We start from the raw sequence: 26,836 nt of genomic DNA, 5'->3' as shown, positions 1-26,836 counted from the left end.
CATGACAAAAACGTCATTAATGATTCGTTTAAGACGAATTTGGATAAATAAATAGGTTTGTCATGAGTTAAAAGGACTATCCCGTTATGTAGAATTAGAGAGATTATATTCATTAAGTTGCATATATTGACAAAAATCGATTTTTTGCATATTATCTGATTATCCAATCCACATATTGGATTAAAATTGATTTTATTATGCGATAAATACAAATAAAGGAGGTTTGGGGGCGTATATCATAGGTAAAGTAGAAGTGGAAGATTTATAAAAATGAACATAGGAGAGTGTTGCATTTGAAAGCGAAGAAAATAATTACTTTTGTCCTGGCATGTACGATGGTGTTCTCAGCAGTTGGAATGGCAGTTCTTCCTGTAGGGACGGTATCTGCCGCGGATGCATCGGGTACTACAGCGAGTATTTCTGATATTTTGAAGAACCAGCTGCCGGATGGAGGTTGGAGAAAAGATTATAAACAGACAAGTGGAGAGTGGGCGAAGTCCACGATAGACAACAAGGCTACATACTCAGAAATTAGAAGATTGGCGAAGGAATTTAAAAAGACAAATGATCCGCGATACTCCACAGCTGCAATCAAAGGAATTAACTTTTTGATCAACATGCAGTATTCAAACGGCGGATGGCCACAAGTTTACCAAAGCTCCGGATATCACAAGCACATTACCTACAATGATGATGCCATGATTAATGTAATGATCATGCTGGATGAAGTAGCAGCACGCAAAGGTGATTTCTCGTTTATCGACAGCACACTTGCTAACCGTAGTAAAAATTCAGTTGCCAAAGGTGTGGAGGCGATTTTGAATACACAAGTCGTTTCAGGTGGTAAGCTGACAGCATGGGGACAACAACATGATTCCAGTTCCCTTAAACCAGCGAGCGCAAGAATCTACGAAGTGCCATCGCTGACAGCTGGAGAGAGTGTAACGATTGTTAAATTTCTGAAAACCAGACCTGCTAACGCTAAAATTACCGCATCCATTAAAGGAGCGGAGGCTTGGTTTAACAAGGTGAAAATTACGGGGTACAAATATGAAAGAGCTAATGGAGATAGTAAAATTATCGCTGATTCCAAAGCTGCACCAATTTGGGCACGCTTCTATGAGATAGGAACGGATAGACCAATCTTTATTGGTCGTGACGGGGTAGTTAAATACAAATTAAGTGATATTGATAAAGAAAGAAGAGGCGGTTACGCATGGTATGGCAACTGGCCTTCCAAGCTGTAATTTGCAGTATGCTTCCGTTTTAATGAACCAAGCTATTAATAGTTAAAGGTAAAACCCGAATCGACATGGACGTCTGGTTCGGGTATTATTGTTATTATTTTCAGTGTTGACATGATAGATTCCGCATGATATATTAATTCTTGTCGCCGATATTGATCACGGAGATACAATATGCGGTCGTGGCGGAATTGGCAGACGCGCACGGTTCAGGTCCGTGTGGGCTAACCCCCGTGGAGGTTCGAGTCCTCTCGACCGCATTTAATAAAAAGACTCCTTAAGCTAACGCTTAAGGAGTCTTTTTTTGCATTTTTTGATATAACATTAACTTTAGATTTGAGTACTTAGTGCTTAGCTGCACGTACAGCAAATGTCTTCCATTAGCCATACGGAACGTTTATTGTGCTGCGGTAACATTAACGCTGTCAATATTCGGTCCTTCGGATCCGGTAGTGACCACTTTCAATGTATTGGTGCCCGTGTTCATGGGGACCTGTATTGTTTTTTCAACCCATGTGGACCAGCTTCCCGTAGCCGGAAAGGGCTCGTTGCTAATGACTTTGGTTCCGTTCACAAAAATGTCGAGGTTCCGAGTGCCGCTTTCCAGCGCATAACGAAACTTTACATTTTTGGTGCCTGTAATCGTATTGTTAATGGCGTTCCATTGAATGGCTGAACCAGTCATCGCATTGAAGTTAACATACCCGGAGCCAGTGTAACCAGGGTAGATCGTTTCAATGGTAGCATCCGTAAGAGTTGTTCCGGTCTCGGCTTCATAAGTAGTGCCACTACCTGTATTTCCGCCGTTATTCCCGCCAGTAATGTTGGCAACAAAAGTTGTTACGCTCTGAGGTGGGAGCTGTGCCGTGAAGGCTCCATTGGATACGTTAAGCGAGGCCCCGCTTGCCAGGTTGCGACTGCTGTCCGTAATCCATGAGGACACCGTGGAGGCATTACCATTTTGCAGAACGAATTTTTGGCTTGTGGCCGAAGTTCCACGGTTAATTGCTACGACAACGACCTTGTTATCCCCTTTGTAGGCAGAAACAAATGTGTTCGTATCCGGGTTTTTGGTTGCATCCACTCTGAGATAGCCAGGACGTACAAATTTGGAGAAATGGGCCATATTATACCCGCGTTTGCTTATGGTACCGTCCTCTTTCATCGGACCATACTGTCTGCGGATGTACCACCACACATAGGCCTGGAAATCACCTTCTACCATGGCATTGTGCATGTGATAGGAAACTTCTAGTGCTTCAGGCCAGCGGTCTGCTGAATTGTTGTCACTGTTCGGAACATACACCTCAGTCATCCACAGTTCTTTGCCAGCTCCTTTTTGCTTAAAGAGGGGGTAGGCAAAATTCGAAATCTGAGTTCCGTACGTATGTGCTCCCAGAATGTCCATGTTGGCAAGGGCCTGCGGATCATTCAGGATTGGGTCGGATATGTTCTTTAGGTACTGGAAGGATTCAGGTGCCATGACTTTGGTACCTTGAATGGAACCAGCATTTTCTTTCATGAATCGAAGGATCTCTTGTGGAGTCCACCAGGTCCAGTCATGAGCATAATCCGGTTCATTTTGTACCGAAATGGCATACAGATCTACACCGTTATTTTTCATGTAGGATACAAAGTCGTTCAGATGTTGCGCATATGCGGCATATTTGTCGTATTTCAGACGTTTGGCATTTGTATCCCCATTACGGTTGAATGTTTCAACCATACTGCTCGGAGGATTCCATGGGGATGCGAATACGATTGCCCCCTTTTCAATAGCCCGTTTGGCTGTGGCAACTTCACGATACCAGTTATTGGAATCTGGATCAACGTAGATCCTGAGAATGGAGAAGCCTAACTGATTCTGATCATTACCAAAAGCAGTTTCACGTTGAGCGGGAGTCAGATCACCAATCCAGGCAGGAAGGTTAATGCCCCCAAAGCCCTTAATCAGCTGTTTTTCCGAGGACAAATTAATGTTTGCATCACTGGCTGCTGACACATTTGTCGGGGTTAACATCAAAGGCAGGGCTGTTAAACAGGCCAAAAGAACATTAATAGACTTTTTTAGTTTGAATTTCACTACTTTCATCCTCCTCGATAATGGTAGATGGTTACATAGATAAAACGCGACCAGGGATAACAAACAAGAATAGCGGATTGCCTGGCATTTATTTTATGTAAACCCTTTCAAAACCTCCTTCCATAAATCATAGGAAAGAAATGAAGCACATGAATTCTTTCATTTGTTGATTCTACTAAAAAATTCCTATACTGAAAACCTGACAAATTACAGTATTTTTTCTAATTAATCTCTATTTTCTAACTGTTCAATGACAGTTCTTGTCTGAATACAAAGGAGAAAACTGGAATGATGGAGATCTTCGTTTGAAATAGAGGTCTTCAATGGCGGGGATGTCGTTATTAAGGAAGGCTTTGGCTTACATATTCCTGCCTTCATTATCAAACAATGAGATCACAGAAGTTACGGGGAGGGAATCATGATGAAAGTACAGAGAAAGATTTATCGATTAACTGCAGGTATTATGGCATTTTTGATTGTGATTTACGCAGGCATATCAGTAGGAGGGCCAACAGCGGCAGCTTCAGAGTCCACATCGAATCACAAACGGTTAGCGATTATCATCGATGATGTTGGTAATGACATGAAGGGTACGGCCGAGATCCTGGCAATGCCAGTTAAACTAACGGTAGCGGTCATGCCTTTTTTGCCAACAACGAAGAAAGATGCGATAGCTGCACATGAAAAGGGGATGGATGTGATTGTGCACATGCCCATGGAACCCAAGAAAGGACGACCTGAATGGCTGGGCCCGGGTGCAATCACATCCAATCTAACAGATGAAGAAGTCCGCTCCCGCGTGGAGAAAGCGATTGATGATGTGCCCCACGCAATTGGCATGAACAATCATATGGGTTCCAAAATTACTTCGGACAAACGCATCATGTCAATTGTGCTCGATGTATGCAAGGAGCGGGGCCTCTTCTTTGTAGACAGCCGTACGAACTTTCGCACCGTGGTGGGGGAACTGGCCGTATCCAAAAATATGCCACCTGTAGGTAATGACATTTTCCTGGATGATCAAAACTCCAAGCAACACATTCGCAAGCAACTGGATCTAGCTGCTCAGCGTGCGATCGACAAGAATATCTGTGTTGTCATTGGTCATGTCGGTCATTCGGGGATGAACACATCCGCAGTAATTCGTGAATCCGTCTCCCGTCTGCAAAATCAGGTTCAATTTGTAGGAATTGGTGATCTGGTTCGAGATGTGTGGCAATGGCATTCTGCTCCTACACTACCGACAGGTAATAAATAATGCCATTGGCAATGGACTGGGCGATTCGTTTTTGCTCAGCGGGGTCATTCATTCTGGCTCGATCTGCCGCATTGCTCAAAAATCCGGTTTCAACGATGACGGCAGGTTGCTTCACGTAATTCAATATATAAAAGGGCTTGCCCCATACGACCCTGTGCTCCGTTCCGTACAACTTGTTCATGGCATCCTGAATGGATTGGGCCAGCAAATAACTCCTGCCTTCCTTCTGGTGCAGTACCACCGGGCCGTGTGCATTCGATCGGGGGCTCCAGTTCGCATGAATGCTGACCACGATATCAGTACTTACTTCTTCGCTAAGGCTTTTACGTTGGGCAAGATCTCTGGTATGACGGGAGCGACTGTTCAGCCAGCGATTCTCATCACTAAGTGCATAATCACCAAGTCGATTGATGATAACGGCATAACCTTTGCTGCGAAGCAGGAGATAGACCTTTTGGCTAATGGCCAGGTTGATATCTTTTTCCAGCACTCCTTGGGCTGAGGTACCACCGTCAATACCGCCATGGCCTACGTCGAGCAGGATAACGGGTGCTGCAAAGGCATGATGACTTGAGCGATAAGCATCTCCATCGGTCACCGGAAGCATGGATGGACTGTTCTGGGACGGGGCTGCTTTTCCATAAGCGACATGGGGCAGCATGGGAAGGCAATGGAAGCTGATTAGCAAGGCTACCGAAGCGGTCAGCAGCTTATACATGGGAATACACACTCCTTCATGAAATAGGTATCGAATGCAGATTAACGACTCGATGGATACCTTTGGCATTAGACTGTGCATTCTGAGGGTTTTCATACTTCTTTCAATAAAAAATGTTTAATCAGTACACATCCTGCACACAATAGAACTATCGTAAGCTGCGCGAATGTGCAGGAGCGAAGGAGGCAGAATTATGGCCAAAAGTGATGAGTTGGTAAAATACATTACGCAACGTGTTGTTCATTATATCGATACGCCGAAGGATGAGCGGAAAGGCCGCACCAAAAGGAAAGAGCCGTGGGCGATGAAGTGGTTTGGTATGATCCCTTTCGCTGTTTCCCTGTGGGTGGGGAAAAAGGAAAAAGAATTCGATACAGAGTCTCATAAACGAAGTTCTTCGGGCAAAGGGTGACAATCGCTTACCTATTTCACTAATGCTAAACCAAAAGACGCAATCCCTTAATATAATGGGAAGGCGTCTTATTTGTTGTGGATGTTTATAGTTTTACAGGTTATCTGACCGAATCTTAAGAATTTGCTGATGATCAAGGATTTACGATGTAAAAATGACCATCTTGCTGCAATGTGCTCAAAGGGACAAAGCGTTGAATGGATGATTTTCCACCTAGCGCTATATATAGAATGGACTCTGCTTCCTGATCTGTATGCCACAGCTGATAACCGCTAACGGGTAAAGGACCGCCGTATACGACATTACGATCACCCGCTGAGAAAACAATCTCTTGATTCTCTCCGTGTTGTATCACATCTTGTGCCCGGTCGGCAGCAACAGGCTTGGAGGTAATCCACAAGAGACTGTCAGCCGGATTGAAGATGGGTTGCAGATGAGGTGGGTCGACTGATAAAGATGGCGTTGTGGACAACTCAGTTATGCTGGCAGAGGCCTGTTTGGAATCAGCCTCCAGCAGGTTCAGGAACTCTGACGGTAGTACATCTCCGTTCGTAGCATCAATATAAAGTGCAGGATGGTTAGGTTGTTCCACTTTCCAATAAGCCAGCAGGGGAAGAGCATAACCAAGATGAAGCTCTCCTCCGCCAGCAAGTAATGCCTCAAGGTTCACATGTTGTTGATCCAAGGCTTGTCCAAGAAGTTCGTTGTTGTATGGTGTCTGTTCTCCATGACCATATTCACTAAGCATCAACTGACCCTGCTCTGTGACTGTAATAATCATATATCCGATAGGTTTGCCTTCAAACTCAGCTTGTACGAGCCAGCTATGTGTACCTGGCCCCAGAGGGTAGAAGTCCAGTTCGGCGTTCTTCCAATGCACTTCGCCGTCCGCTGTACCAAGTGTAACAGCTTGTTGCTCTGCAAACCGTTGCACAACAGCAGGAGCTAGCTTTTCATTCTGAATGGCATGATGTTCGGGACTATATTCTGTTGATGATGCGTGGGATAGCGAAGACGTTTTTTGTTCCTCTGCATGGGCTATCGACCAAAAAGAAAATAGGGCAAGACAACTGAACAAGCCCAAGGTCATACAAGTTGTTTTCCGAGCGTTGTGCCAACACGTATGAAAGAATCGTTTCAAATTTACACCTACTTTTCATTTATCCGTTGCCTGAGCGGGTCCTAGTTTCATTCTAGGGGACAGGCTATGCAAAGGTTGCCGCAACCTGTCGGGCAGCTGATCATGAATAAACACTACTTTTGCCAGCATTTGCAGGAAAAGTAGTGTCTTCGTCTATCTTAAGTGAAACATGCCGCTGCTAATGGCAGTCACTTTCACTTTGGGTTCATATTGCCAGATCATCTCGGTCCGGCGTGTCTCATACTGGAGTTTCATAGCTTCACGATCTATTACCGCCTGTTTGGCTTTCTCTTCTTCGGCATCTGTCTCGGAGTCGATCGGTACTGCGGCCTCTGCCGCCAGTTCTACATCTGCTCCAATGGGTTTAGCGTTAGTTATATCCAGAACTTTTTTCAGTGGTGCAGGTGGCGTGCGGTTAGAATGGACATTTTCCGTGTCTGAGGTTATGTTAACTGGTGATTCTACCTCAGGTGTATCTTCTCGGAGTACCGCCTCATAGTAGGTGTCCAACACATCCAGCTCCAGATCAAGCCGCTCCTGGGCTTTCTCTGCCCAGCTATAATCGAGTTCCAACAAGCGGTTCGTCAAATGAGATTCCAGAGCAGCTCCGGCATCAAATAACGAAACTTTAGCTGTCTGCACATGCATGTTCTCCGCAAGCCTCGGACTGAGATCACGTCGGTTCAGCTTAGTGCCGAATTTTTCTATAATTTCACCCGAGCGAAGGGAGATGCCTAGAAAATGCAATTCCTCCCGTTTCAAATCACAGGCGAATTCCACCTTGAAACACACACCAAGCCAAGGCTCATATACGGCTGGCGCTGTAGCGCGCAATTGCCGTTTGGCAGCCTGTTCGAACAGGTTTACGAAGGCACCGCCTTCACGGGCAGCGCCGAAAATCTGCTGCAGTCTGCGACTGCCGTACACCACTTCTTCACGTAATATTCGTCCTGGCCCGAGCTGTGGCAGTGATGGCGTAATACCAAAGTAACGGCCTAGAATAGTTTCTTTTGGTGGCTCGCCTTGAGGACTGCCGTTGGTTACGCCATTCGTTTCAGCAGCGTTAGGTGATGCTTGTGCAGCTTTGGCTTCTGCTGCTTCAATGGCCTGCTGATAACTGTCAGGATCAAATATAAATGTAAAGGACATCGTCTCAGCGGGTGCTCCGGTTCGTTCCACGAACCCCCAATAATAGGGGCGATTGGTCAACGCTTTGTCCGCCTCAGGAGAGAGTTTGACTGTAACATGGGCAGGGGAACGTTCCATAATCTGACAATCAAGTGCTTCCAGATAGGTGAGAACATATGCCTGCACTTCATGGGGAGACATGGTCATGAGTTAGCTACCTCCTTTGCGAAGATCTAACAACCCGGATACGGCAGGCCCTTCATCGGCAACCTCACGTTGAATGGAGTTCAGCGATTGCCCAAGTGAATCCATTTTGCGGCGAATATCTTCATCGGTTTGTGATTCCAACATGATTTTGTACAAACTTTTCTCAATAGACTCCTTCTTTTCCAACCGTTCCAGAATGACATCCAGCCCGCCGATTACCATCTCAAACATATTGATCTTCTCATGCAGCAGATTCAGAATATGTTCCTCAATCGTTCCGGTCGTGGATAGGTTGAAAATGTTCACGTCATTTTGCTGTCCCAGCCGGTGTACCCGACCGATCCGCTGCTCAACCCGCATAGGGTTCCAAGGCAGATCAAAGTTGATCATATGATGGCAAAATTGCAGATTGATGCCCTCGCCGCCCGCTTCGGTTGCAATCATGGCCTGCACACGCCCGCGGAAGAGATCCATCATCCAGTCTTTTTTGCCTCGATTCATGCCACCCCGATAGGGTACAGCCGTAAGCCCATTGTTGCGGAAATAGTTTAGCAAATACTCCTGCGTGGCCCGGTATTCGGTGAAGATAATTACTTTTTCATTCATGTTCCGGATCAGTTCCATTGTTTTCTCGGCTTTGGTATTTTCCTTGATTGCTTTAATATGGGCAACGAGTTCCCAAATCTTGTCCCGAAGGGGAGAGTCCAGCGGAAGTTTCTTTGATAGATTAACCAGCGTCACGAATACAGCATCCCGACTGCTGCACACTTCACGCTGCAATGTAACAAGGGAGAGCATGCTGCTCAGATTGCCGCCAGCTTCCTGGTACTGGTCTTTAACAAAGGAAGTCACACCATCATAAAGCGCTTGTTCTTCGGGCGATAGTTGCAGATTCACGTTGGAGACGTTTCGTTTGGTAAATTGAACGGGGCCTTCGCCGCGGCGGTTACGAATCATGACTTTGGATAACTCGTTCTTAAGCTGTTCCTGATTTTTCGGAACCCGTTTGTCTACAACAAAGTTGGCCGCAAAGTCACCTTGACGACCCAGTTGACCGGGCTTCAGCAGGTTGATCAGATTGAACAACTCGCTCATATCGTTCTGCACAGGTGTAGCTGTGAGCAGCAGACAATACTTTTTGCGCAGTTTCAGCATGAATTGATAGTTAGTTGTTTTCTTGTTTTTGAGCTTATGAGCCTCATCAATAATAATCATGTCGTAATCGGTATTCAGCAGCATATCTTTATGCGGGTCACGTTTGGCTGTATCCATGGAAGCAACCACCACTTCATTCTGCCAGGAATAGGCCTTTTTCTGGGCAATGGCAGGGATGCCAAATTTCGAATTCAACTCCCGTACCCATTGCAGCACAAGAGACGCTGGCACGAGAATGAGTACCTTGGATACGAGACCCCGAACCATATATTCTTTCAGAATGAGACCGGCTTCAATGGTTTTGCCAAGACCCACCTCATCGGCGAGAATGGCCCGGCCTGACATTTCAAATAATACTCTGCGAGCAGTGTCCATCTGGTGAGGGAGTGGAGTAAGGCCTTGTAGATGCTTCAAACACTGGATCTCGTCAAAATTGGGAATCAGATTGGTTTCTTCGGCTTGAATGCCCAGTTGGAAGAGTCGATAATCCCCCCAAGGACCTCCTTTATCCAGTCGTGATTCCAATTGATTAATCCAGGTCCGATCAAATTCCAACGGAACGGGCAGCTCGGCTACAGGTTGATTCGTGTGGTGCGGGTTTTTCCGGTTCATGGTGCTTCCTCCCCTGCCATACGTGATGACGTTTTATTCGTAGGTAATAGTATGGACGAATGAGAGTCAGTTCATAACTATACAAGTTGAACTACAGTTTATTTGCACGAACACTACGATGACAGAACAACCTTCCAATCGCTGTTATCCCCAGATTTCTTTGATTCCCTTTTCTGAAGGGGAAATCCGGGGATAAAGGCGAACGCTTCGCTTTTTCAGGTTTTTTCTGTCCTCTCCGTTGACGTGCAAATGAATAGTTAACTTATATTGAACCCAGAAATTTAGTAAAGGCACATGTTTTTTCTGTGCCAAAAAATTCACAGATGTCGTATTCATGCGTATGAGGGTGTGTGAAGAAGTTTGTCCGAGCAGAGGAGTCTATAAAATAAGGTCTGTGATAAAAGTCATATAGAAAATCAATATATGGTGTATTATACTGGAGTTAAATCACTATATGTGGTGTTTCATCATAATTTATTCTTATAGTGAAAATGGAGCTTTATACCGGGGAGGTTGAATGTAGCGATGAAATCGAACCAACGATCGTACCAATTAGAAGGACTCAGCGAAAAAATATTTCTGGACCGATACGCCTGGAAGGACGCTGATTCGAATCATGCCAAGGTCGGAGATGTGGTACTCGTATTAACGAAGGATGATCCCAAGTTCCCAACCAAGGAAGTGGGCGAAATCATAGAACGTCAGGGTCAGCTTGTACAGGTAAGAACTCGAAGCGGAGAGATGATCGAGACAAACGTGGAGAAATTGACACTCAACATAGAAAAAACACCGGAAGAGATGTGGGACCGTCTTGCCAAAGCGATGGCTTCTGTCGAATCCACAGCCGATCAGCAGGCAACGTGGGAGTCCAAGTTCCGCTCTGTGTTGGAAGATTGGAAGTTAGTACCCGGAGGACGCATTGCTGCGGGCGCGGGGGCAAGTGATGAGCTGACACTTTTCAATTGTTATGTCATTCCATCTCCGCAAGACAGTCGGGGTGGCATCATGAGAACCTTGACCGAGATGACGGAGATTATGGCACGAGGGGGAGGCGTGGGTGTTAATCTGTCCTCTTTGCGTCCTCGCCGAGCGGTGGTGAAAGGTGTCAACGGATCATCCAGCGGTTCCGTATCGTGGGGCGGATTGTTCAGTTATACAACTGGATTGATTGAACAGGGCGGAAGCCGCCGGGGTGCGCTTATGCTCATGATGAATGACTGGCATCCGGATGTGCTTGATTTTATTACCGTAAAACAAACGATGGGGCAGGTGACCAATGCCAATCTGTCTGTATGTGTGAGCAACGCATTTATGGAGGCTGTCAAGCAGGACGGAGATTGGGATTTGGTTTTCCCCGATACGAACGATCCAGACTACGACACCGAGTGGAACGGGGATATGCAGCAGTGGAAAGCCGCAGGACATTCGGTGGTGCACTATCGTACGCTGAAAGCTCGTGAAATCTGGCATACCATTATTGAATCAGCCTGGAAATCAGCAGAGCCTGGTGTGGTATTCATGGAGTACTACAATCAGATGTCCAACAGCTGGTATTTTAACCCGATCATCTGTACTAATCCGTGCGGGGAACAAGGCTTGCCTGGCTGGGGGGTATGTAATCTGTCAGCGATCAATCTGTCCAAATTCTATGATGAAACAAATCATGATGTGGCATGGGATGAACTGGCGGAAACCACTCGCATCTCGGCTAGATTTTTGGACAATGTCATCGATGCAACACCATATCATTTTGAGGAAAACAGACTGAATCAGCAGCGTGAACGCCGGGTTGGGCTTGGCACCATGGGACTGGCAGAGCTGATGATTAAGCTGCGTATCCGATACGGCAGTCCTGAATCCCTTATTTTTCTGGATAAACTGTATGGATTCATGGCGAAGGAGGCCTATCTGGCATCGGCAGAGATTGCAGCAGAGAAGGGAGCTTTCCCAGCTTTCGAAGCTGAACCGTACTTACAGAGTGGATTCATGAAAAACATGGTTGCAACGTACCCTGAAGTAGGAGAGGCCATTAGCAAACAGGGCATTCGAAATGTCACGCTGATCACTCAGGCGCCAACGGGAAGTACTGGTACGATGGTGGGCACATCAACAGGGATTGAGCCGTATTTCGCCTTCAAGTATTTCCGTCAAAGCCGTCTAGGTTATGATGAACAGTTCGTACCCATTGCGCAAGATTGGCTGGATGAACATCCGGGTGAAGCTTTACCAGACTATTATGTGACGGCGATGGATCTGTCGGCTGAGAATCACATCCGGGTGCAGGCTGCGATCCAGCAATGGGTGGATAGCTCCATCTCGAAGACGGCCAACTGTCCGGCTGATTTTACGGTGGAGGATACGGCTGAGCTGTACGAACTGGCCTTTGACCTTGGCTGTAAGGGAGTAACGATATATCGCGACGGCAGCAGGGATGTGCAGGTGTTGTCCACGTCGAAGAAGGAAGAGGCCAAGACCGAAGATGAAAACACGGGGGAAGCAGGAGAGAAGACTGCCGTATCTGCAATAGATAACCCGAATAATATTGGAGGGCAGGCAGGTGTTGGATCTTTCAGTAGCGAGGTTGATGTTGAGACTCTTTCTTCTGATCAAGCCCCTTCTTCTGCTACAGTGCTGGATAAACAATACAGAAGCCGTCCTCAAGTACTGCGCGGTGCGACATACAAAATCAATACGCCATTCGGGATGGCTTACATTACGATCAACGATCTGGAGGGAACGCCGGGTGAGATCTTCCTGAACGTGGGCAAAGCGGGATCGGACGTGTTTGCCATGGCTGAGGCACTCGGTCGAGTGTGCTCTCTGTTCCTTCGATACGGAGATCATGGGCACAAGGTTGAACTCTTGATCAAACATCTCAAGGGAATCGGCGGTTCGGGAGCAATTGGATTTGGAGCCAATCGTGTGGAGTCTATTGCAGATGCGGTTGCCAAAGCATTGGAAAGTCATATACAGAGCAATGTGCAGGAGAACGAAACTGGAGCTACACAAGAGCAGAACCAAGTGGAGAGCGAATATCCAAAAGTTGAAAATCAGAAAACCTTTACTGAATCGAGAGATTTATGTCCTTCATGCGGCTCGGCATCTCTGATGAATGTGGAAGGATGCAAAACATGCAGTAACTGTGGATATAGTAAGTGTAATTAAGTCGTATTTGAAAAAAAGAAAGAGAAAAGGCATTCCATGACTCCATCATGAAGTCAGGAATGCCTTTTTGTCATTTAGCTAACTAACACCAATCCTGGCATCGATCTGCAAGTGATTGCAGTTCATTAAATAAAACGCCAGCATGGTAGCCGTCGCACACGGCGTGATGTAACTGAACGGATAAGGGAAGATATACTTTATCGTTCTGTTGAACATATTTCCCCATCGTGAAAATAGGCAACAAGTAGGTTCCCTCATTGTAAATATTCAGATTAAATCCAGTAAAGTTCACCCAGGGAATGCTGGAAACGGGAAATGTATTTGGCGGTTCATTGGGTTTGGCAACAAATTGTTTGTGATCTTTGTAATTCTTCATATCTTCCAGATAACGAATGTGGAATGTCTCGAAATCTTCATGGAATGTCGTCCAGATCGTTGAGAAACTCTTGTCGTCCTCATGAAAAATCGTATAACTCGGAGACATTTCGTCCCAGTAGCCCAATCTCCCCTCGGCATCAAAACAGGTTCGGAATTCCCTGTGTGCATTGACGACCGTAGAGATCATATGAATAAGAGCGGGATAGAACTTCAATCCTTTAAGCTTCAGTTCGTTGATCAATAGAGAGATATCCAGATTAGCAGTTATGCTGTAAGTACATCTGACCTGATTCAAGTAGTGGTCAAAGTATGGCTTTCGATCCCACTGATCTAACACGATTGAATTAAACATAAGTTATAACCTCCTAAATTTGAATATTGCCTTCATTTAGGAGGTATATTTGACTGATTTGACCATATCCTATCACATTCCCAGTATCGTATTTTAGAAATTGACCATCTCAGTATAACATGATACTGAATGTGTCGCTTATAGCGAAATCCTCTGCAAAACGCTTTTTCAACCAGATTTTTTACTTTATAATTAAAGTTGTTTTTATAACGAAGAAGAGAGGGGATTAGATGCGTCAGCCGATAGAAGAACCCATATTTTATTCTTATCCTGGAATGGTAGCGGTGGTGACTTCACGTCATGAGGGAGTTCAGAATGTGATGGCGTCCGGATGGCATACATACATCGGATCATCACCAGGCGTATACGGCATCTCCCTTCGTAAGGAAACATACTCCTATGAACTCATTGAGAAGAGCGGCGTATTCGGTGTTCATTTCCTGCCAGGTCATCGATCGGAGTGGATTCAAGCTGCAGGAACGTTCAGTGGAAGAGCTACGGATAAATTCACAAGATTCGGCATTCTTTATGAGGAAGGAATCAAGGTAAGTGTACCCATTTTGACAGACGCTTATTTTGCTTATGAATGCAAGGTTATGGAGATTACGACATATGGTGACCATGAATGGATTGCAGGCGAAGTGTTGCAGCGATATCAGGATCAGAAGTATTTTCTGGAGAATGGAATGGTTGATCTGGAGAAATTGCAAATCCCAATGTATACAGGGCGTTCAACATACCGGATCATGGATGCGAGAACAGAAGAAAAGATTCACCCGTTCCACCTCTAGGGTCCTAGGCAAGAAGAAGCAATTATGAGCAAAACTTTCAATCCGGTCTGACATAGGTTTATAATGGATATTGGCTGCTGAGCAAGTCGGCAGCCTTTTGTTATGGATTCAATTGTTTCAATCGATGTGTGCGTGGGTATGCTGGTTTGCGCAAGCGGGACAGGTAATTTTAGCCACTCAATGAAAAATACTATATTTAACGACAAAATTAGAGTATGATTTTACAGCTATATGAGCTGGCAGGAAAGGTTACATCGGTTTAATCGTTTGTAACTATTCCTGTAAAGTATGAGGCTTATTTCGGGCGTATAATGCTAAACGTGAACTCACGAATGAATATAAAGAATATTTTAATAATTAAACTTAATGGACAGGCAACTCGTCTTCTTTAAGATTATAGAATTCACACAGAATGTCGCATCATCGGATCGTGCTTCAAATAGAAGCTTTTCTTATGTTGTAAATGAAAGATGGAAGGTGCAATACGTATGTTAATGACAACCAGAACGATCAGGAGTTCCTTTATGCCCCCAACACCGATGTTGTTGAGTCACAGTAACAAGGAGGGGCATGCATGTCACAATCATTAAATCGTAAGAGACATATGAATGGACTTGACGGTTTGCGAGCCATCGCTGTACTTGCAGTAATCGCGTATCATCTGAATTTGGATTTTATTCCGGGCGGACTGCTCGGTGTAGGGATATTCTTTGTTCTCTCGGGATATTTAATTACAGATATTCTCGTGTCACAGTGGCAGGAACATGGACGCATTTCACTCGGTGACTTCTGGGTAAGACGGGTAAGGCGTTTGCTTCCAGGCATGCTGACCATGACAGCTGTGGTGATGATCTGGTTAGCTTGTACAGACCCATCCCGGCTTGCTGCGCTTCGTGGCGATATCGTTTCGGGTGTATTATACATAAGCAATTGGTGGTATATCTTTCACAACGTTTCCTATTTCGAAAGTTTTGGCCCTCCATCACCGTTTGGACATTTCTGGTCACTGGCTGTGGAAGAGCAATTTTATCTTATATGGCCTCTTCTACTGATCGCAGCAATCGTAGTGTTCAAAAGAAAGGGATGGCTGGTCGTCTTCATTGTCGTCGCAGCTGAATTGTCTGCTGGAGCAATGGCCATCATGTATAATCCGGATCTGGACCCGAGCCGTGTATATTATGGAACAGACACGCGGGCATTCGCACTGCTTGCCGGTGCTGCTCTTGCCGTGGTGTGGCCTAGTCGCAAGCTGTCGAACTCTCTGTCTGGCATGAACCGGCTTGTGCTCGATGTGTCGGGACTTGCTGCGCTTGCTTTGTTAATCTACATGATGCTGAACAGCAGTGAATATGATCCGTTTCTGTATCAAGGGGGCATGGTGCTTCAGGCTATTGCAACAACGTTGCTGGTAGCGGTGTTGGCTCACCCATCGTCTTTACTGGCACGTATCATTGGCGCGAAGCCATTACGCTGGATCGGAGAGCGATCCTACGGATTATATCTGTGGCATTATCCTGTCATTATGTTAACCAATCCCGCGGTGGATACGGGAGGAGCACATCCTGTACGAATCATTTTACAGGTTGCTGCAACGGTTGTACTGGCTTCATTGTCCCTTAAATATATTGAAAATCCGATTCGGTACAACGGATTCCGTGATTCTTGGTCCCGATTATGGGGAAGAGGGCGGTCATCGATCGGTATACGTAACGTATGGTGGAAGCGGGCAGGTCTGTTGATGACGATTCTGCTGTTGTCCTATACGGTATCTCAGATGATGGTCTCACATGCAGCGAACTCCGACTCCCATTCGGTATCGATGTCCAACGCATTGAATGGAGAGAATTCCGTGGCGGAGGAACAGGGACAGGATGTGTTGCCGGCTATTACAGCGACGTCAGGCTCTGGTCAAAAGAACGGTGCTCATACCCATAAACCGGAAGCAGGAGCGAAAGATGATTCGGGGAAAAACGAGAAACCAACAGGAGAGCCCGCTCCAGATTCAAAACCTGACGACCAAGACAATTCAGTGAATCCTGGCAAGGACGGTCAGTCTGAAGATAAGCCGGCTGATGACTCCTTGACTAACGAGAATGATACATCGGATGACGCCGGAGCGAATCAATCCGATAATACGGATCATACGGATGATGCACCTGATTCATCTCAGGACAATGAAGAAACGGCTCCTCTTGCCCAGGATGGCAAGGTTCATTATACCGTCATTGGAGATTCGGTGATTTTGGATGCAAAACCGTATCTGGAGCAAAGTATATCGGGAGTGTATGTGGACGGACATGTCGGCCGTCAGATGTGGCAGGCAGGCGATGTATTGGAAGGTCTGAAGCAAAACAACCAAATGGGCAGCAAAGTGGTGCTGGAGCTCGGGACGAATGGTTCCTTTAACTCCAAAAACTTGAATGCTGTGCTTGATTATCTGAAAGATGAGGATCAGGTATATCTGGTTACTGTGCGTGTACCTCGTCCGTGGGAACGAACGGTGAACAGAGCTTTGAATGAGGCTGCATCCAAATACAGCAATGTCTCGTTGATTGACTGGAACAGTGCAAGTGAGGGGCATGACGAATATTTTGAAAAAGATGGCGTACATCTCACTACGCAAGGATCCGAAGCTTTTGCAGATCTGGTGAAAAACAATATCCAATAATACGCAATCCATATGTAATACGATTTAGCACTTATTCATTATATATAGCCTGGATTGAAGCTACCGACGGCTGCAACAAGAAAGAGCTCTCATTGTGAGGGCTCTTTTTAGTTGTTATGAACAAATAAGTCAACAAAGCAAATTCCAAACAGGGGAACCGATATTTTTCACCCCTGCATCCGTGGATCGTCACCTTACGGTATGATAGCGTTAACATTTACAATAAGTGTATTCAAATCGCCGAGGGGGATTATAGAGATGTTGAAAAAATGGCTTTCGGGTTTCCTGGCAATAACATTGTTCTCCATTATTCTGGCTGGCTGTGCTGGCGGGGACACTTCAGAAGGAGGCAGTGGCAATGACAAAGTAACCGTCACTCTCTGGCACAACTGGACCGGACAGGATGCGAAGGCAGTTGCGATGCGCAAAATTATTGAAGATTTCCGCGCGGCGCATCCAGATATTGAAGTTGTGGATGAAGGATTGCCAACAGATGGTCTCAAAACTCGGCTTCGAACGGTGGCAGCTGCCAACGAGATGCCAGACCTATTCGTGATGTGGCCGGATGCCATGACTAAGGAATTTGTAAAAGGGGATCTGTTACAGCCCATTAATGCAGAGCTGGACGCAAAGCCGGAGTGGAAAGACAACTTTATCCCGAATGCACTGGATGGATACACTGTGGATGGGAATATCTACTCCGTGCCGATGAATCTGGCGCCAAGTTCCTTCATTTATTACAATGAAGCTTTGTTCAAACAGTACAACGTAAAAGTGCCTGAGACCTGGGCGGAACTGGAACAAGCGATTGCTACGTTTAATCAAAATAAAGTCATTCCCATGGCACTTGGCAACAAAGCCAACTGGGTAGCTCAATCAACGATATTCAGTACACTGGCTGATCGGATTACCGGCACAGACTGGTTCCTGAAAGCGACAGCACAAGATGGTGCAAGCTTTACCGATCCACAATTTATTGAAGCCTTGAACAAGATGCAGGAGCTTGGCAACACCAAGGCATTCCAGGATGGATTCAACAGTATTGATGAGACACAGATGATGCAGCTTTATTTCCAAGGTAAGGCAGCGATGGTCATGAACGGCGGATGGGCCTTGGCAAATCTGGTGAACAATGCACCTGAAGAGGTGTTGAACAACACACATATTACGATTCTTCCTCCAGTGGACGGAGGTCAGGGTGAACCAAGAACAACATCCGGTGTTGTAGGAACCGGGTTGGGTGTAAGTAAAAAGCTGAGCGGTGCACAAAAAGAGGCAGCGATGGAGCTGTTCTACGCGCTGGCAGGACCTGATGGTCAGAAGGCCACATTGGATAGCAGCACATTGGTGAGTTACAAGATTGATCTGGACAAAACCAAAGCACATCCATTGTTCGTAGAATTATATGATCTGATGCAGGAAGTGAAGATCACGCCAGTATACGATTCCAAGCTGGGATCGGCAACGGTTGAGGTTATTAATAATGCATTGCAAGAGTTGCTTATGGGCGGCAAGGCCGAAGACATTGCGGCTAAAATTCAGGCGGCTCAAGCCAATGCAGTTAGTCAGTAACCATTCGTTAAAACCCCTTCCCGGCAGGGGAGGGGTTTTAAGTATGAATGGGATAGCCAGTCGCAAGTTGGTAAAGGAATTTATCGAAGGGAAGTGAACAGATGAACGCACTGCGCAGTCGGCGTTTTATTATGCTGGGGTTGGCCCCGGCAGTCATCATTTATGCATTGTTTGTATTTGTACCGGTCGTGTGGTCGGCATACTACGGTTTCTTCAACTGGTCCGGCATCGGCGCATCCAAATATATTGGTGTGGATAATTACGTGGAGATCTGGCATGATCCTGTATTTTGGCGGGCACTGAAAAATAACGTTATTTTTGTGTTGGCATCGGTATTTGGACAAATTCCGTTAGCGCTGATGCTGGCGGTCATCTTACACAAAAGTAATCCATTACAGCGGTTTCTGCGCTCAGCCGTATTTCTGCCAATGGTGTTATCCACTGTAGTTATCGGTATGATCTGGCAGTATATCTATCATCCGCAGATCGGGATATTGAACTTTCTGCTGGACGCACTGGGGCTGGAAAGTTGGAAGCTGCAATGGCTGTCCGATGACAAGATTGCAATTTTCTCATTGGTACCGCCGCTGCTCTGGAGCTTTGTCGGGTTGTATCTAATTATCTTCATCTCGGCGCTACAGAATATTCCCGGCGAGATTCATGATGCTGCCAAAATAGACGGGGCTTCAGGAATCCGGAAGCTGGTATCAGTCTCTTTGCCCATGATCTGGGGTACGGTTCAGGTAGCGATCATTCTATGTATTTCGGGTAGTCTGAAATCATTCGATCTGGTCTACATCATGACCAAGGGTGGTCCGGCCCATGCGACAGAACTGCTTGCAACATATATGTACAATTCAACCTTTACAACATACCGATATGGTTTTGGTAGTGCGATCTCAACAACTATTGTACTGATTTCCCTGCTGCTGATCGGAACAAGCCAGTGGCTAACCAGTCGCAAACGAAAAGAGAATCAATAGAGAGGAGGAGTTATCATGCAAGTGACACCTGTATCCATGCCATCACCACGAAGCAGCTCGGGCCATCCGATTCGCCGCCTACGTAGCGGAATTGTTTGGACGCTGCTAACGGTCTATGGTATTTTAACATTGTATCCGTTCTACTGGCTCGTGATTAGTGCATTCAAAACAAATGAAGATTTCTATAGCAGGCCCTTTGGTCTGCCGGAAAACTGGAATGTTGCCAATTTCAGCAATGCATGGGAAAGCTCCAGGTTGGGGACCGCTTTTGGCAATTCACTAATCGTATCGGTGGGGTCACTTATTCTAACGCTGTTTATTGCAGCGCTGGCTTCATTCATCCTGGCCCGTTTCCAGTTTCGCTGGAAAGGGTTAATCATGACCTTCTTTGTTGTTGGCATGCTCATTCCGATCCATAGTACACTTGTCCCCTTATTTATTTTAATGAAACAGATGTCCCTGCTAAATACGTACTGGGCCTTAATATTACCTTATACGGCTTTTGCATTGCCTACGGCAATTTTTGTGCTTACTGCTTATCTGACAAGTGTTCCACGTGATATTGAAGAAGCAGCTTTTATTGATGGAACAGGACTTTGGGGGCTGTTTACCCGGATCATGTTACCCATGTCCGTACCTGCGTTGTCAACGGTTACGATCCTGAGTTTCTTGCATGCGTGGAATGACTTTTCATTTGCGCTTGTATTCATCAACAAAACCGGATTGAAAACGTTACCGCTGGCCATTGCGAACTTTGCGGATGGATATCAAACGGATTACGGATTAACGCTCGCTGCCATGACCCTGTCGGTCATTCCAACCATTATCTTGTATCTCGTATTCCAGGAACAGGTTATGAAAGGTATGACAGCCGGAGCTGTCAAAGGGTAAGCGAGAGCGCATCCAGAGGAGGAGAAACGTTTGGCACGCTGGCTCACATCTTCGTTACAAAGGAAGCTATCCGTCGTTGTGACGGCTTCAATGATTGTGCCTTTGCTGGCCTTGGGCCTGTTTGCCTTTCTAATCTCTTCCCGCATCACAGAGCAAAAAACAAAGCTGTCCGGCATGGATACGCTGAAACAGGTAGAGGCCAATCTTCGTTATATGTTGCAGGATGCCGAGAATCTCTCCATTTTCCTGATTGGAGAACGGGACATCCAGCAGTATCTTAGCCACAATGAAGATCATGAGCTGGACCGGGTGGATATCCTGGGCAGGATGACCAATCTGGCGGCTTCCAAGAAATATATTGCGAACATCGCCATATATCCAAGCCGATTCGATGCCACATTGTCTACGGCTACCTGGTATGAATCCAATAATTCAAGCTTATCTTATCCACCAGTGCCGAGCGGAGAAGCAGTGAAAAAATGGACGGGGGTATATCCGGTCCAGAATTATGCGGGTATACAAAATGTGATCACATTGGTTCGGCCAATTCGCAGTATCCATGATTATCGACCCATCGGCTGGTTAGCCATTAGTCTGGATGAGAAGGCCATATCCAAGGGATGGGCCGCTCTGGGATTAGGCAGAGGGCAAGGCAGACTGGAGCTCATCGGCAGTTCTGGAGAGATTCTGTCTTCGATGGACAAATCCCGGCTTGGACTTAAGCTGGAAGGTGTCGAACCAGGGATTTCGACGTTAATTCAGAATGGCGGTAGCGGAACCACCACGTATGGCAGTGGTGACGATAAACGGACGTTGCTCTATTATCCGGAAGAATTGACGGGGTGGACGTTGGTTGGAACGGTTCCTTATGACCAGTACAAGTCGGAGAATCGGTACATTCTTATTCTAACCGGCTGCGCCGTTGCAATGTCTGCTGCGATCAGTGCTGGCTTGGTCTGGTTTACGGTGCGGCGTGTGACGAGGCCGCTTCGTGTGCTTACCCGGCATCTGTCCCGAATTGATCCGGAACGTCCGCTTCCTTTGTTTCGATCTGAAAGTGATGACGAGATTGGCAGGCTTGGGGAGAGTTACAATCTGCTCGGTGCACATATTCAGTTATTGAAGGAAGAGGTTATTCGAGGTGAAGCTCGCAAAAAAGAAGCGGATCTTCGTGTACTTCAGGCGCAGATTAACCCGCACTTTCTGTATAACACGCTCTCTTCAATTCATTGGATTGCCTTGATGTCTGAAGAGAAGCGGATCGCGGATATGGTTGAGGGCCTGAGTGATTTTCTACGTATCAGCTTGAATAATGGTCAGGATTACTGCCCTGTGGAACAGGAGATCGCTCATATTCGCCATTATGTGCGTGTGCAGTCGATTCGTTTCCCTGATCAATTTGTGTTGCATTATATCGTTGATCCAGCGCTTGAGAAGCGAATGATGCTGAAGCTATTGCTGCAACCGCTTGTTGAGAACGCCATGATTCATGGCATTCAGCCCAAAGCAGGCGTGGGCACCATCACCATAATGATTCGCAAGGATCCGGATAATGAACAGATGAATGTGCTGGTGCTGGATGATGGTGTCGGCATGGAGCCGGACATGCTGGAACAATTAAGGATTAGCATTAGGGAATGGAAGGGAAAACAGCCGGAAAAACAGCTAAACCAAGGCGGTTATGGGCTCTGCAATGTGAATGAGAGGTTGCTGCTCCATTATGGAGCGGATGCACAGCTTGAAGTAGACAGCAGGGTTGGGGGAGGTACCCGGATTTCGTTTTCCATTCCAATCTTGGAGGGTTCGCCATGAGACTATTAATTGTTGATGATGAAGTGATTATCCGTACAGGCCTTGCCAGCGTTATTGCTTGGCATGAACTCGGAATTGAACTTCTTCAACCTGCTGCCTCGGCAGAGGAGGCGTTAACACGCATGGCTGAGGAACGTCCGCATATCCTGATGACGGATATTCGGATGACAGGCAGATCAGGGCTGGAACTGGCAGAAGAGGGCCTGCGATTGCTACCTGAGCTGGAGGTCATTATTTTGTCCGGATACGATGACTTTTCTTATGCGCAACAGGCGATTCGCCAAGGCGTTACAGATTATCTGCTCAAAACAAGCAAGCCGGAAGAGATCATCAAGACCGTATTACAGGCCAAACAAAGAATCACGGAACGTTGGGCAGAGAAGTCCAGAGAGGGCCAGCTTATGCGGGAAAATCGGGAGCGGTTATTTGCTGGATGGATCATTGATGGTGACACCGCTTCGGGCCATTTTCCTTCATTCTTGCGATCTGATGTTGGAAAAGAGGCAGGGGTTGGTGGCCTTGATGATGAACAGCTTCTCAGACAAGTCATTATTCTTCGAGCAGAGGGTTGGGATCGATCCTCGGATGCGCTATTACGATTTGCGGTGCAGAATACCCTGGAGGATATGTTACCTGGTGCCATTGCTCATGTAGAGAAACAGCAAATTATTTGTGTAGTTGCATGGCCGCCTGAGGAACATGAAACTACGTTCGGGCTGGAGAGTGCATTACGTCGGGTAGAGCAATTACTGAAGTGTACCGTGCGCGCAGCGATAGGTCTGTCTGTGCGTGGATATACAGATCTGCACGAAAGCTACAGAACTGCTTCAGCTGCATTCCGATATCGAGGTTTGATGGATGATAAAGTATGGCATTATGAGCACGTTCAGGATCGCCAAGGTGGTAAAACTGTACTTACGCACGAAGAGGAGACCAGACTTGGTACAATATTGCTGGATAATGATTCAGTCACGTTAACGACATGGACGCGGGAACTTGTGGCTAAGTTGATTACAGAACCGGAGGTCACACAAGAATCGTTCAGTGCCTGTCTGCACTCAGCCGTTATTGCAGGTCATCGCTGGCTGACTCGCACAATGCGAGCCACAGGGCGTGAAGAACCCACAAGGCTCGAGCCCTGGTTGCCGGAACCGGATGCCGAAGCTGCGGAGCTTGGGGATATGCTGTTCCATCATCTGTATGGTCTGATGCATGTCTATCATAGCCGAATGGGTCAGGGACAGGCTGCCCATGTGCAGAAGGCCATCGGTTATATTGAATCTTCATTGGCGCAGGATATTAATCTGCAGCAGGTAGCTGGACATGTTCATTTGCATCCGGGTCACCTCAGTGAGCTGTTCAAAAAAGAAATGGGTGTGACCTTCGGAGATTTTGTCACCGATATGCGTATACGAAGAGCGATGGATATGCTCGCGGTGTCTCCAGCGAAGGTTAGTGAGGTCGCTGCCATCAGCGGCTACGAGGACGTGAAATATTTTAGCAGACTGTTCAAAAAACATACCGGCAAGACCCCGAGTGAATATCGCGAAGAGGCGTTGTCGTTCAAGCCTTCAGGAAGTTAGAGATGAGCAGATTAGGAAACATGTCTTGCCTTACTGCAAACGTTTTCGATAGGGTATTACTCAGGGTTATTGGAGAGTGAGGGCATACGGATGAAGACCTATAATTCAAGTCAGGATTTATCGGGACAATGGAAGATACAACATTTTGAAGTTGGAGAGAAGCGGGCAATGGATGTGGCAGCAGCTGCGCTGGATGACCGTTTCTGGATTGGGGCTGAAGTGCCTGGCGATGTACACGCTGCACTGGTTGAGCGCAGTATTATTGATCCGCCCTATTACGGACATAATGATGCCAAAAGTCGCTGGATTGAGCAAAAGGAATGGTGGTACCGCACAACCTTCAATCTGGTGAGAGATACAGAGATCGAGGAGCACTTTGAATTGGTCTTCGAAGGATTGGATACGTTTGCAACGATATATGTCAACGGCCATGAGGTCGGGAAAACGGCCAATATGCTTATGTCACATACGTTTAATGTAACGTCACTGGTACGGAGCGGCTGGAATGCGATTGCTGTCAAGTTTGACCCGCTTCACCTGCATCACCGGGACAAAGAAACCTTTGACTGGTCCTCGTATACGAAGGAACGTCCATGGCTGCGCAAAGCAGCGATGAACTTTGGCTGGGACTGGGGGCCGCGCATGGTTACGGTGGGGATCTGGGGTGCCGTACGACTGGAAAAACGAACAATCGCCAAGCTGGAAAATGTGTATGCTCGTACGGAATCAGTCAGTACTGAGCTGGCTGTCTTACATGTCACGGCGGATGTGAAGTCGGTCTTGTCTTACCGTAGCAGACAGAAACGTGAGCAGGCTGTGGTTGCGTCCTGTAATGTTCGTCTGTTGGATCGCATCGGACACGAGGTGGCAGCTGCCATTGAACTACCCGCAGTGGGAGGCAAAGCGGATACCACATTAAACGTTACGTCACCGCAGTTATGGTGGACTCATGATCTGGGTGAGCCATACCTGTATACACTGGAGGTTACATTGCATGCGGATGGCGTTGAGGTGGATCGTTATAGCGAGCCTTATGGGTTACGAACGATTGAGCTGGCTCTTCAAAATGAACGGGGTGAAGATGCATTTGCTTTTATCCTGAACGGAGTCAAGATCTACGCCAAGGGAGCCAACTGGATTCCGGCTGATCATCTGATTGGCGCCATCCCGAACTCTCGATATCGTGAGCTTGTCGAGCTGTCGGTGGAAGGGCATATGAACATGTTGCGTGTCTGGGCTGGTGGTATATATGAGAAGGATGTCTTCTACGATGAGTGTGATCGGCAAGGGGTGTTGGTGTGGCAGGATTTTGCATTCGCGAATGCACTGTTCCCTGATTTCAATCGTGATTTCATGGATAATGTACGGCAAGAGGTAGAAAACAATGTCCTGCGCCTGCGTAACCGTGCCTCGCTTGCCCTCTGGTGTGGGAATAATGAAATAGATTGGCTCTATGATATGAAGTCGGCGAGTGGAGATATTACCAGCCCGTTCTATGGCGAACTGATCTATCATGAGCTGATCCCTGAAGTGCTGGATCACTTGGATCTGTCCCGTCCGTACTGGCCTTCTTCGCCGTTCGGGGACAGCAACGGTCAGGATGCGAATGACCCGGATGTGGGGGATCGCCACAACTGGCAGGTATGGCATGGTTCGGTCTATCCAAGGAAGCATGGAGAGCCGCCGCTGCTGGACTATAGTATTGAAGGTGTGACGTTCAAAAATTATAAAAAGGATCATGCGCTGTTCAGCAGTGAATTTGGTATGCACGCCTCGGCCAACCGTTACACGCTGGAGAAAAATATGCCCGCAGGTCAGTTTTACTGGGGCAGTCCGGAGATGGCCTACCGTAACAAGGATACCAATCATCAAAAAGGTATTTTGCTAATGGAGGGTTACACAGGGATTCCGCAAAATATAGAGGAGTACATGAACTACTCCATGCTTACTCAAGCAGAAGGATTGCGCTATGGGATTGAACATTTCCGTCGCATCAATCACCGTAACAGCGGTGCGCTTGTGTGGCAATTGAATGACAGTTGGCCAGGAACAAGCTGGTCCATGATTGATTATGAACTGCTACCGAAGGCATCTTTTTATTATGGGAAAATATTCTTCCATCCTGTCCTGTTATCACTGGAGCATGAGCCGGGTGAGCCGCTTGCGTTGTGGGTTGTGAACGATACACGTGACGTCTTGAAAGGGGAGCTTCGACTCAATGTCTATGCATTGAATGGAGAGAAGATCTACTCCAGCTCACATGCTGTTGAGGTAACATCCCAATCCTCACGGTGTATTGCTGAATTAACTGAAGTAGAGGTGTTACAGGGTAGACGTGCGGAGGAAGTAATGGTTGAGTTGGTATCCGAAGGATTTGCGGCACCGAGTAATCGTTACTTCTTGCGTGATCCTAAGGATGTGACGTTGCCAGAGTCGCAATTGAGCGTACATGTGAATGAAGAGGAACAGTCTGTAACGGTTACGGCCAGTAGTGCGATTGCACGATTGGTGAAGCTGGAGCTTCCCCTTGGACGTGTACGATTCAGTGACAATTATTTCGATCTGCTCCCCGGTGAGAGCCGAACAGTGAGACTACGTCATCCAGAGCAAACGTCTCTGCCTCTGACGGAACTTCGAGTTAGTGCCATGAACGGCAGAGAAGGATAAAATAATAATAATAGAC

Annotated in this window: 18 protein-coding genes and 1 tRNA gene; 13 read left to right on the top strand and 6 right to left on the bottom strand. The window is 46.7% G+C overall.

The genetic code is table 11. The features are described from left to right. Positions 1-293 precede the first annotated feature (293 nt). Positions 294-1,247, top strand: coding sequence for a pectate lyase (pelA, locus tag FE296_RS10665; protein WP_373428241.1), 954 nt, complete (start codon positions 294-296; stop codon positions 1,245-1,247). A gap of 173 nt (positions 1,248-1,420) precedes the next feature. Then, positions 1,421-1,504: transfer RNA gene (locus FE296_RS10660), tRNA-Leu, on the top strand. A gap of 137 nt (positions 1,505-1,641) precedes the next feature. Here FE296_RS10660 and xynC read toward each other — a convergent pair. Continuing rightward, positions 1,642-3,336 (bottom strand): glucuronoarabinoxylan endo-1,4-beta-xylanase XynC, encoded by a 1,695-nt coding sequence (gene xynC / locus FE296_RS10655; protein ID WP_317889410.1) that lies wholly within the window; start codon positions 3,334-3,336, stop codon positions 1,642-1,644. Positions 3,337-3,790: 454 nt separating this feature from the next. Here xynC and FE296_RS10650 point away from each other — a divergent pair, with 454 nt between their 5' ends. Then, positions 3,791-4,585 (top strand): divergent polysaccharide deacetylase family protein, encoded by a 795-nt coding sequence (locus tag FE296_RS10650; RefSeq protein WP_411860575.1) that lies wholly within the window; start codon positions 3,791-3,793, stop codon positions 4,583-4,585. Here FE296_RS10650 and FE296_RS10645 read toward each other — a convergent pair. Beyond that, the gene (locus FE296_RS10645) at positions 4,560-5,303 is read right to left on the bottom strand and encodes an N-acetylmuramoyl-L-alanine amidase family protein (protein ID WP_124113966.1); all 744 of its coding nucleotides are present in this window, start codon (positions 5,301-5,303) and stop codon (positions 4,560-4,562) included. The genes FE296_RS10650 and FE296_RS10645 overlap by 26 nt on opposite strands. Positions 5,304-5,496: 193 nt before the next feature. Between FE296_RS10645 and FE296_RS10640 the strand changes: the two genes are divergently transcribed. Next, on the top strand, positions 5,497-5,715 hold the full coding sequence (locus tag FE296_RS10640; RefSeq protein ID WP_150364930.1) for a YqzE family protein: 219 nt from the start codon (positions 5,497-5,499) through the stop codon (positions 5,713-5,715). A 133-nt stretch (positions 5,716-5,848) separates the two neighbouring features. Here FE296_RS10640 and FE296_RS10635 read toward each other — a convergent pair whose 3' ends face one another. From FE296_RS10635 to FE296_RS10625, 3 genes are all read right to left on the bottom strand, one after another. Continuing rightward, positions 5,849-6,805: a hypothetical protein gene (locus tag FE296_RS10635; protein ID WP_150364929.1), complete on the bottom strand. Its 957-nt coding sequence runs from the start codon at positions 6,803-6,805 to the stop codon at positions 5,849-5,851. A 204-nt stretch (positions 6,806-7,009) separates the two neighbouring features. Then, a complete protein-coding gene (locus FE296_RS10630) occupies positions 7,010-8,191 on the bottom strand; it encodes a YqhG family protein (protein ID WP_223868838.1) in 1,182 nt (393 codons plus the stop codon). A 3-nt stretch (positions 8,192-8,194) separates the two neighbouring features. Then, entirely contained in the window at positions 8,195-9,958 is a 1,764-nt protein-coding gene (locus FE296_RS10625; RefSeq protein WP_124113968.1) for a DEAD/DEAH box helicase, read from the bottom strand. Positions 9,959-10,483: 525 nt separating this feature from the next. On the opposite strand from FE296_RS10625, the gene FE296_RS10620 reads away from it, so the two are divergent. Beyond that, complete coding sequence (locus FE296_RS10620; RefSeq protein ID WP_150364928.1) at positions 10,484-13,123, top strand: adenosylcobalamin-dependent ribonucleoside-diphosphate reductase; 2,640 nt, start codon at positions 10,484-10,486, stop codon at positions 13,121-13,123. An 82-nt stretch (positions 13,124-13,205) separates the two neighbouring features. On the opposite strand, the gene catA is transcribed toward FE296_RS10620, so the two are convergent. Further along, entirely contained in the window at positions 13,206-13,853 is a 648-nt protein-coding gene (gene catA / locus FE296_RS10615) for a type A chloramphenicol O-acetyltransferase (protein ID WP_124113970.1), read from the bottom strand. A 230-nt stretch (positions 13,854-14,083) separates the two neighbouring features. Here catA and FE296_RS10610 point away from each other — a divergent pair, with 230 nt between their 5' ends. The 8 genes from FE296_RS10610 to FE296_RS10575 all read left to right on the top strand — a co-directional run bounded on the left by FE296_RS10610 (position 14,084) and on the right by FE296_RS10575 (position 26,820). Beyond that, entirely contained in the window at positions 14,084-14,644 is a 561-nt protein-coding gene (locus FE296_RS10610; protein WP_150364927.1) for a flavin reductase family protein, read from the top strand. A 574-nt stretch (positions 14,645-15,218) separates the two neighbouring features. Continuing rightward, positions 15,219-17,312 carry an acyltransferase family protein gene (locus FE296_RS10605; RefSeq protein WP_150364926.1) on the top strand — a complete coding sequence of 698 codons (2,094 nt, stop codon included), beginning with the start codon at positions 15,219-15,221 and terminating at the stop codon, positions 17,310-17,312. A gap of 258 nt (positions 17,313-17,570) precedes the next feature. Next, entirely contained in the window at positions 17,571-18,884 is a 1,314-nt protein-coding gene (locus tag FE296_RS10600) for an extracellular solute-binding protein (protein ID WP_150364925.1), read from the top strand. A gap of 101 nt (positions 18,885-18,985) precedes the next feature. After that, positions 18,986-19,867 (top strand): carbohydrate ABC transporter permease, encoded by an 882-nt coding sequence (locus FE296_RS10595; protein WP_091032136.1) that lies wholly within the window; start codon positions 18,986-18,988, stop codon positions 19,865-19,867. A 36-nt stretch (positions 19,868-19,903) separates the two neighbouring features. Further along, on the top strand, positions 19,904-20,758 hold the full coding sequence (locus FE296_RS10590) for a carbohydrate ABC transporter permease (protein ID WP_165790059.1): 855 nt from the start codon (positions 19,904-19,906) through the stop codon (positions 20,756-20,758). A gap of 30 nt (positions 20,759-20,788) precedes the next feature. Continuing rightward, positions 20,789-22,570 carry a cache domain-containing sensor histidine kinase gene (locus tag FE296_RS10585; protein ID WP_150364924.1) on the top strand — a complete coding sequence of 594 codons (1,782 nt, stop codon included), beginning with the start codon at positions 20,789-20,791 and terminating at the stop codon, positions 22,568-22,570. Then, positions 22,567-24,153 (top strand): helix-turn-helix domain-containing protein, encoded by a 1,587-nt coding sequence (locus tag FE296_RS10580; protein WP_150364923.1) that lies wholly within the window; start codon positions 22,567-22,569, stop codon positions 24,151-24,153. Before FE296_RS10585 ends, FE296_RS10580 begins: the two co-directional genes overlap by 4 nt. A 90-nt stretch (positions 24,154-24,243) precedes the next feature. After that, positions 24,244-26,820 (top strand): beta-mannosidase, encoded by a 2,577-nt coding sequence (locus FE296_RS10575; protein ID WP_150364922.1) that lies wholly within the window; start codon positions 24,244-24,246, stop codon positions 26,818-26,820. The last annotated feature ends 16 nt before the right edge of the window (positions 26,821-26,836 follow it).

The organism is Paenibacillus sp. UASWS1643 (assembly GCF_008693195.1).
Lineage (GTDB): Bacteria > Bacillota > Bacilli > Paenibacillales > Paenibacillaceae > Paenibacillus > Paenibacillus amylolyticus_B.
Note: the sequence above shows the minus strand (reverse complement) of the source record. Positions and strands in the feature narration are given on the sequence as shown.

What these genes read in the sequence shown, in the direction of transcription:
- xynC (WP_317889410.1), bottom strand. Translation starts at nt 3,336, where the DNA reads ATGAAAGTAGTGAAATTCAAACTAAAAAAGTCTATTAATGTTCTTTTG.
- FE296_RS10650 (WP_411860575.1), top strand. Translation starts at nt 3,791, where the DNA reads ATGGCATTTTTGATTGTGATTTACGCAGGCATATCAGTAGGAGGGCCA.
- FE296_RS10645 (WP_124113966.1), bottom strand. Translation starts at nt 5,303, where the DNA reads ATGTATAAGCTGCTGACCGCTTCGGTAGCCTTGCTAATCAGCTTCCAT.
- FE296_RS10640 (WP_150364930.1), top strand. Translation starts at nt 5,497, where the DNA reads ATGGCCAAAAGTGATGAGTTGGTAAAATACATTACGCAACGTGTTGTT.
- FE296_RS10635 (WP_150364929.1), bottom strand. Translation starts at nt 6,805, where the DNA reads ATGACCTTGGGCTTGTTCAGTTGTCTTGCCCTATTTTCTTTTTGGTCG.
- FE296_RS10630 (WP_223868838.1), bottom strand. Translation starts at nt 8,191, where the DNA reads ATGACCATGTCTCCCCATGAAGTGCAGGCATATGTTCTCACCTATCTG.
- FE296_RS10625 (WP_124113968.1), bottom strand. Translation starts at nt 9,958, where the DNA reads ATGAACCGGAAAAACCCGCACCACACGAATCAACCTGTAGCCGAGCTG.
- FE296_RS10620 (WP_150364928.1), top strand. Translation starts at nt 10,484, where the DNA reads ATGAAATCGAACCAACGATCGTACCAATTAGAAGGACTCAGCGAAAAA.
- catA (WP_124113970.1), bottom strand. Translation starts at nt 13,853, where the DNA reads ATGTTTAATTCAATCGTGTTAGATCAGTGGGATCGAAAGCCATACTTT.
- FE296_RS10610 (WP_150364927.1), top strand. Translation starts at nt 14,084, where the DNA reads ATGCGTCAGCCGATAGAAGAACCCATATTTTATTCTTATCCTGGAATG.
- FE296_RS10605 (WP_150364926.1), top strand. Translation starts at nt 15,219, where the DNA reads ATGTCACAATCATTAAATCGTAAGAGACATATGAATGGACTTGACGGT.
- FE296_RS10600 (WP_150364925.1), top strand. Translation starts at nt 17,571, where the DNA reads ATGTTGAAAAAATGGCTTTCGGGTTTCCTGGCAATAACATTGTTCTCC.
- FE296_RS10595 (WP_091032136.1), top strand. Translation starts at nt 18,986, where the DNA reads ATGAACGCACTGCGCAGTCGGCGTTTTATTATGCTGGGGTTGGCCCCG.
- FE296_RS10590 (WP_165790059.1), top strand. Translation starts at nt 19,904, where the DNA reads ATGCCATCACCACGAAGCAGCTCGGGCCATCCGATTCGCCGCCTACGT.
- FE296_RS10580 (WP_150364923.1), top strand. Translation starts at nt 22,567, where the DNA reads ATGAGACTATTAATTGTTGATGATGAAGTGATTATCCGTACAGGCCTT.
- FE296_RS10575 (WP_150364922.1), top strand. Translation starts at nt 24,244, where the DNA reads ATGAAGACCTATAATTCAAGTCAGGATTTATCGGGACAATGGAAGATA.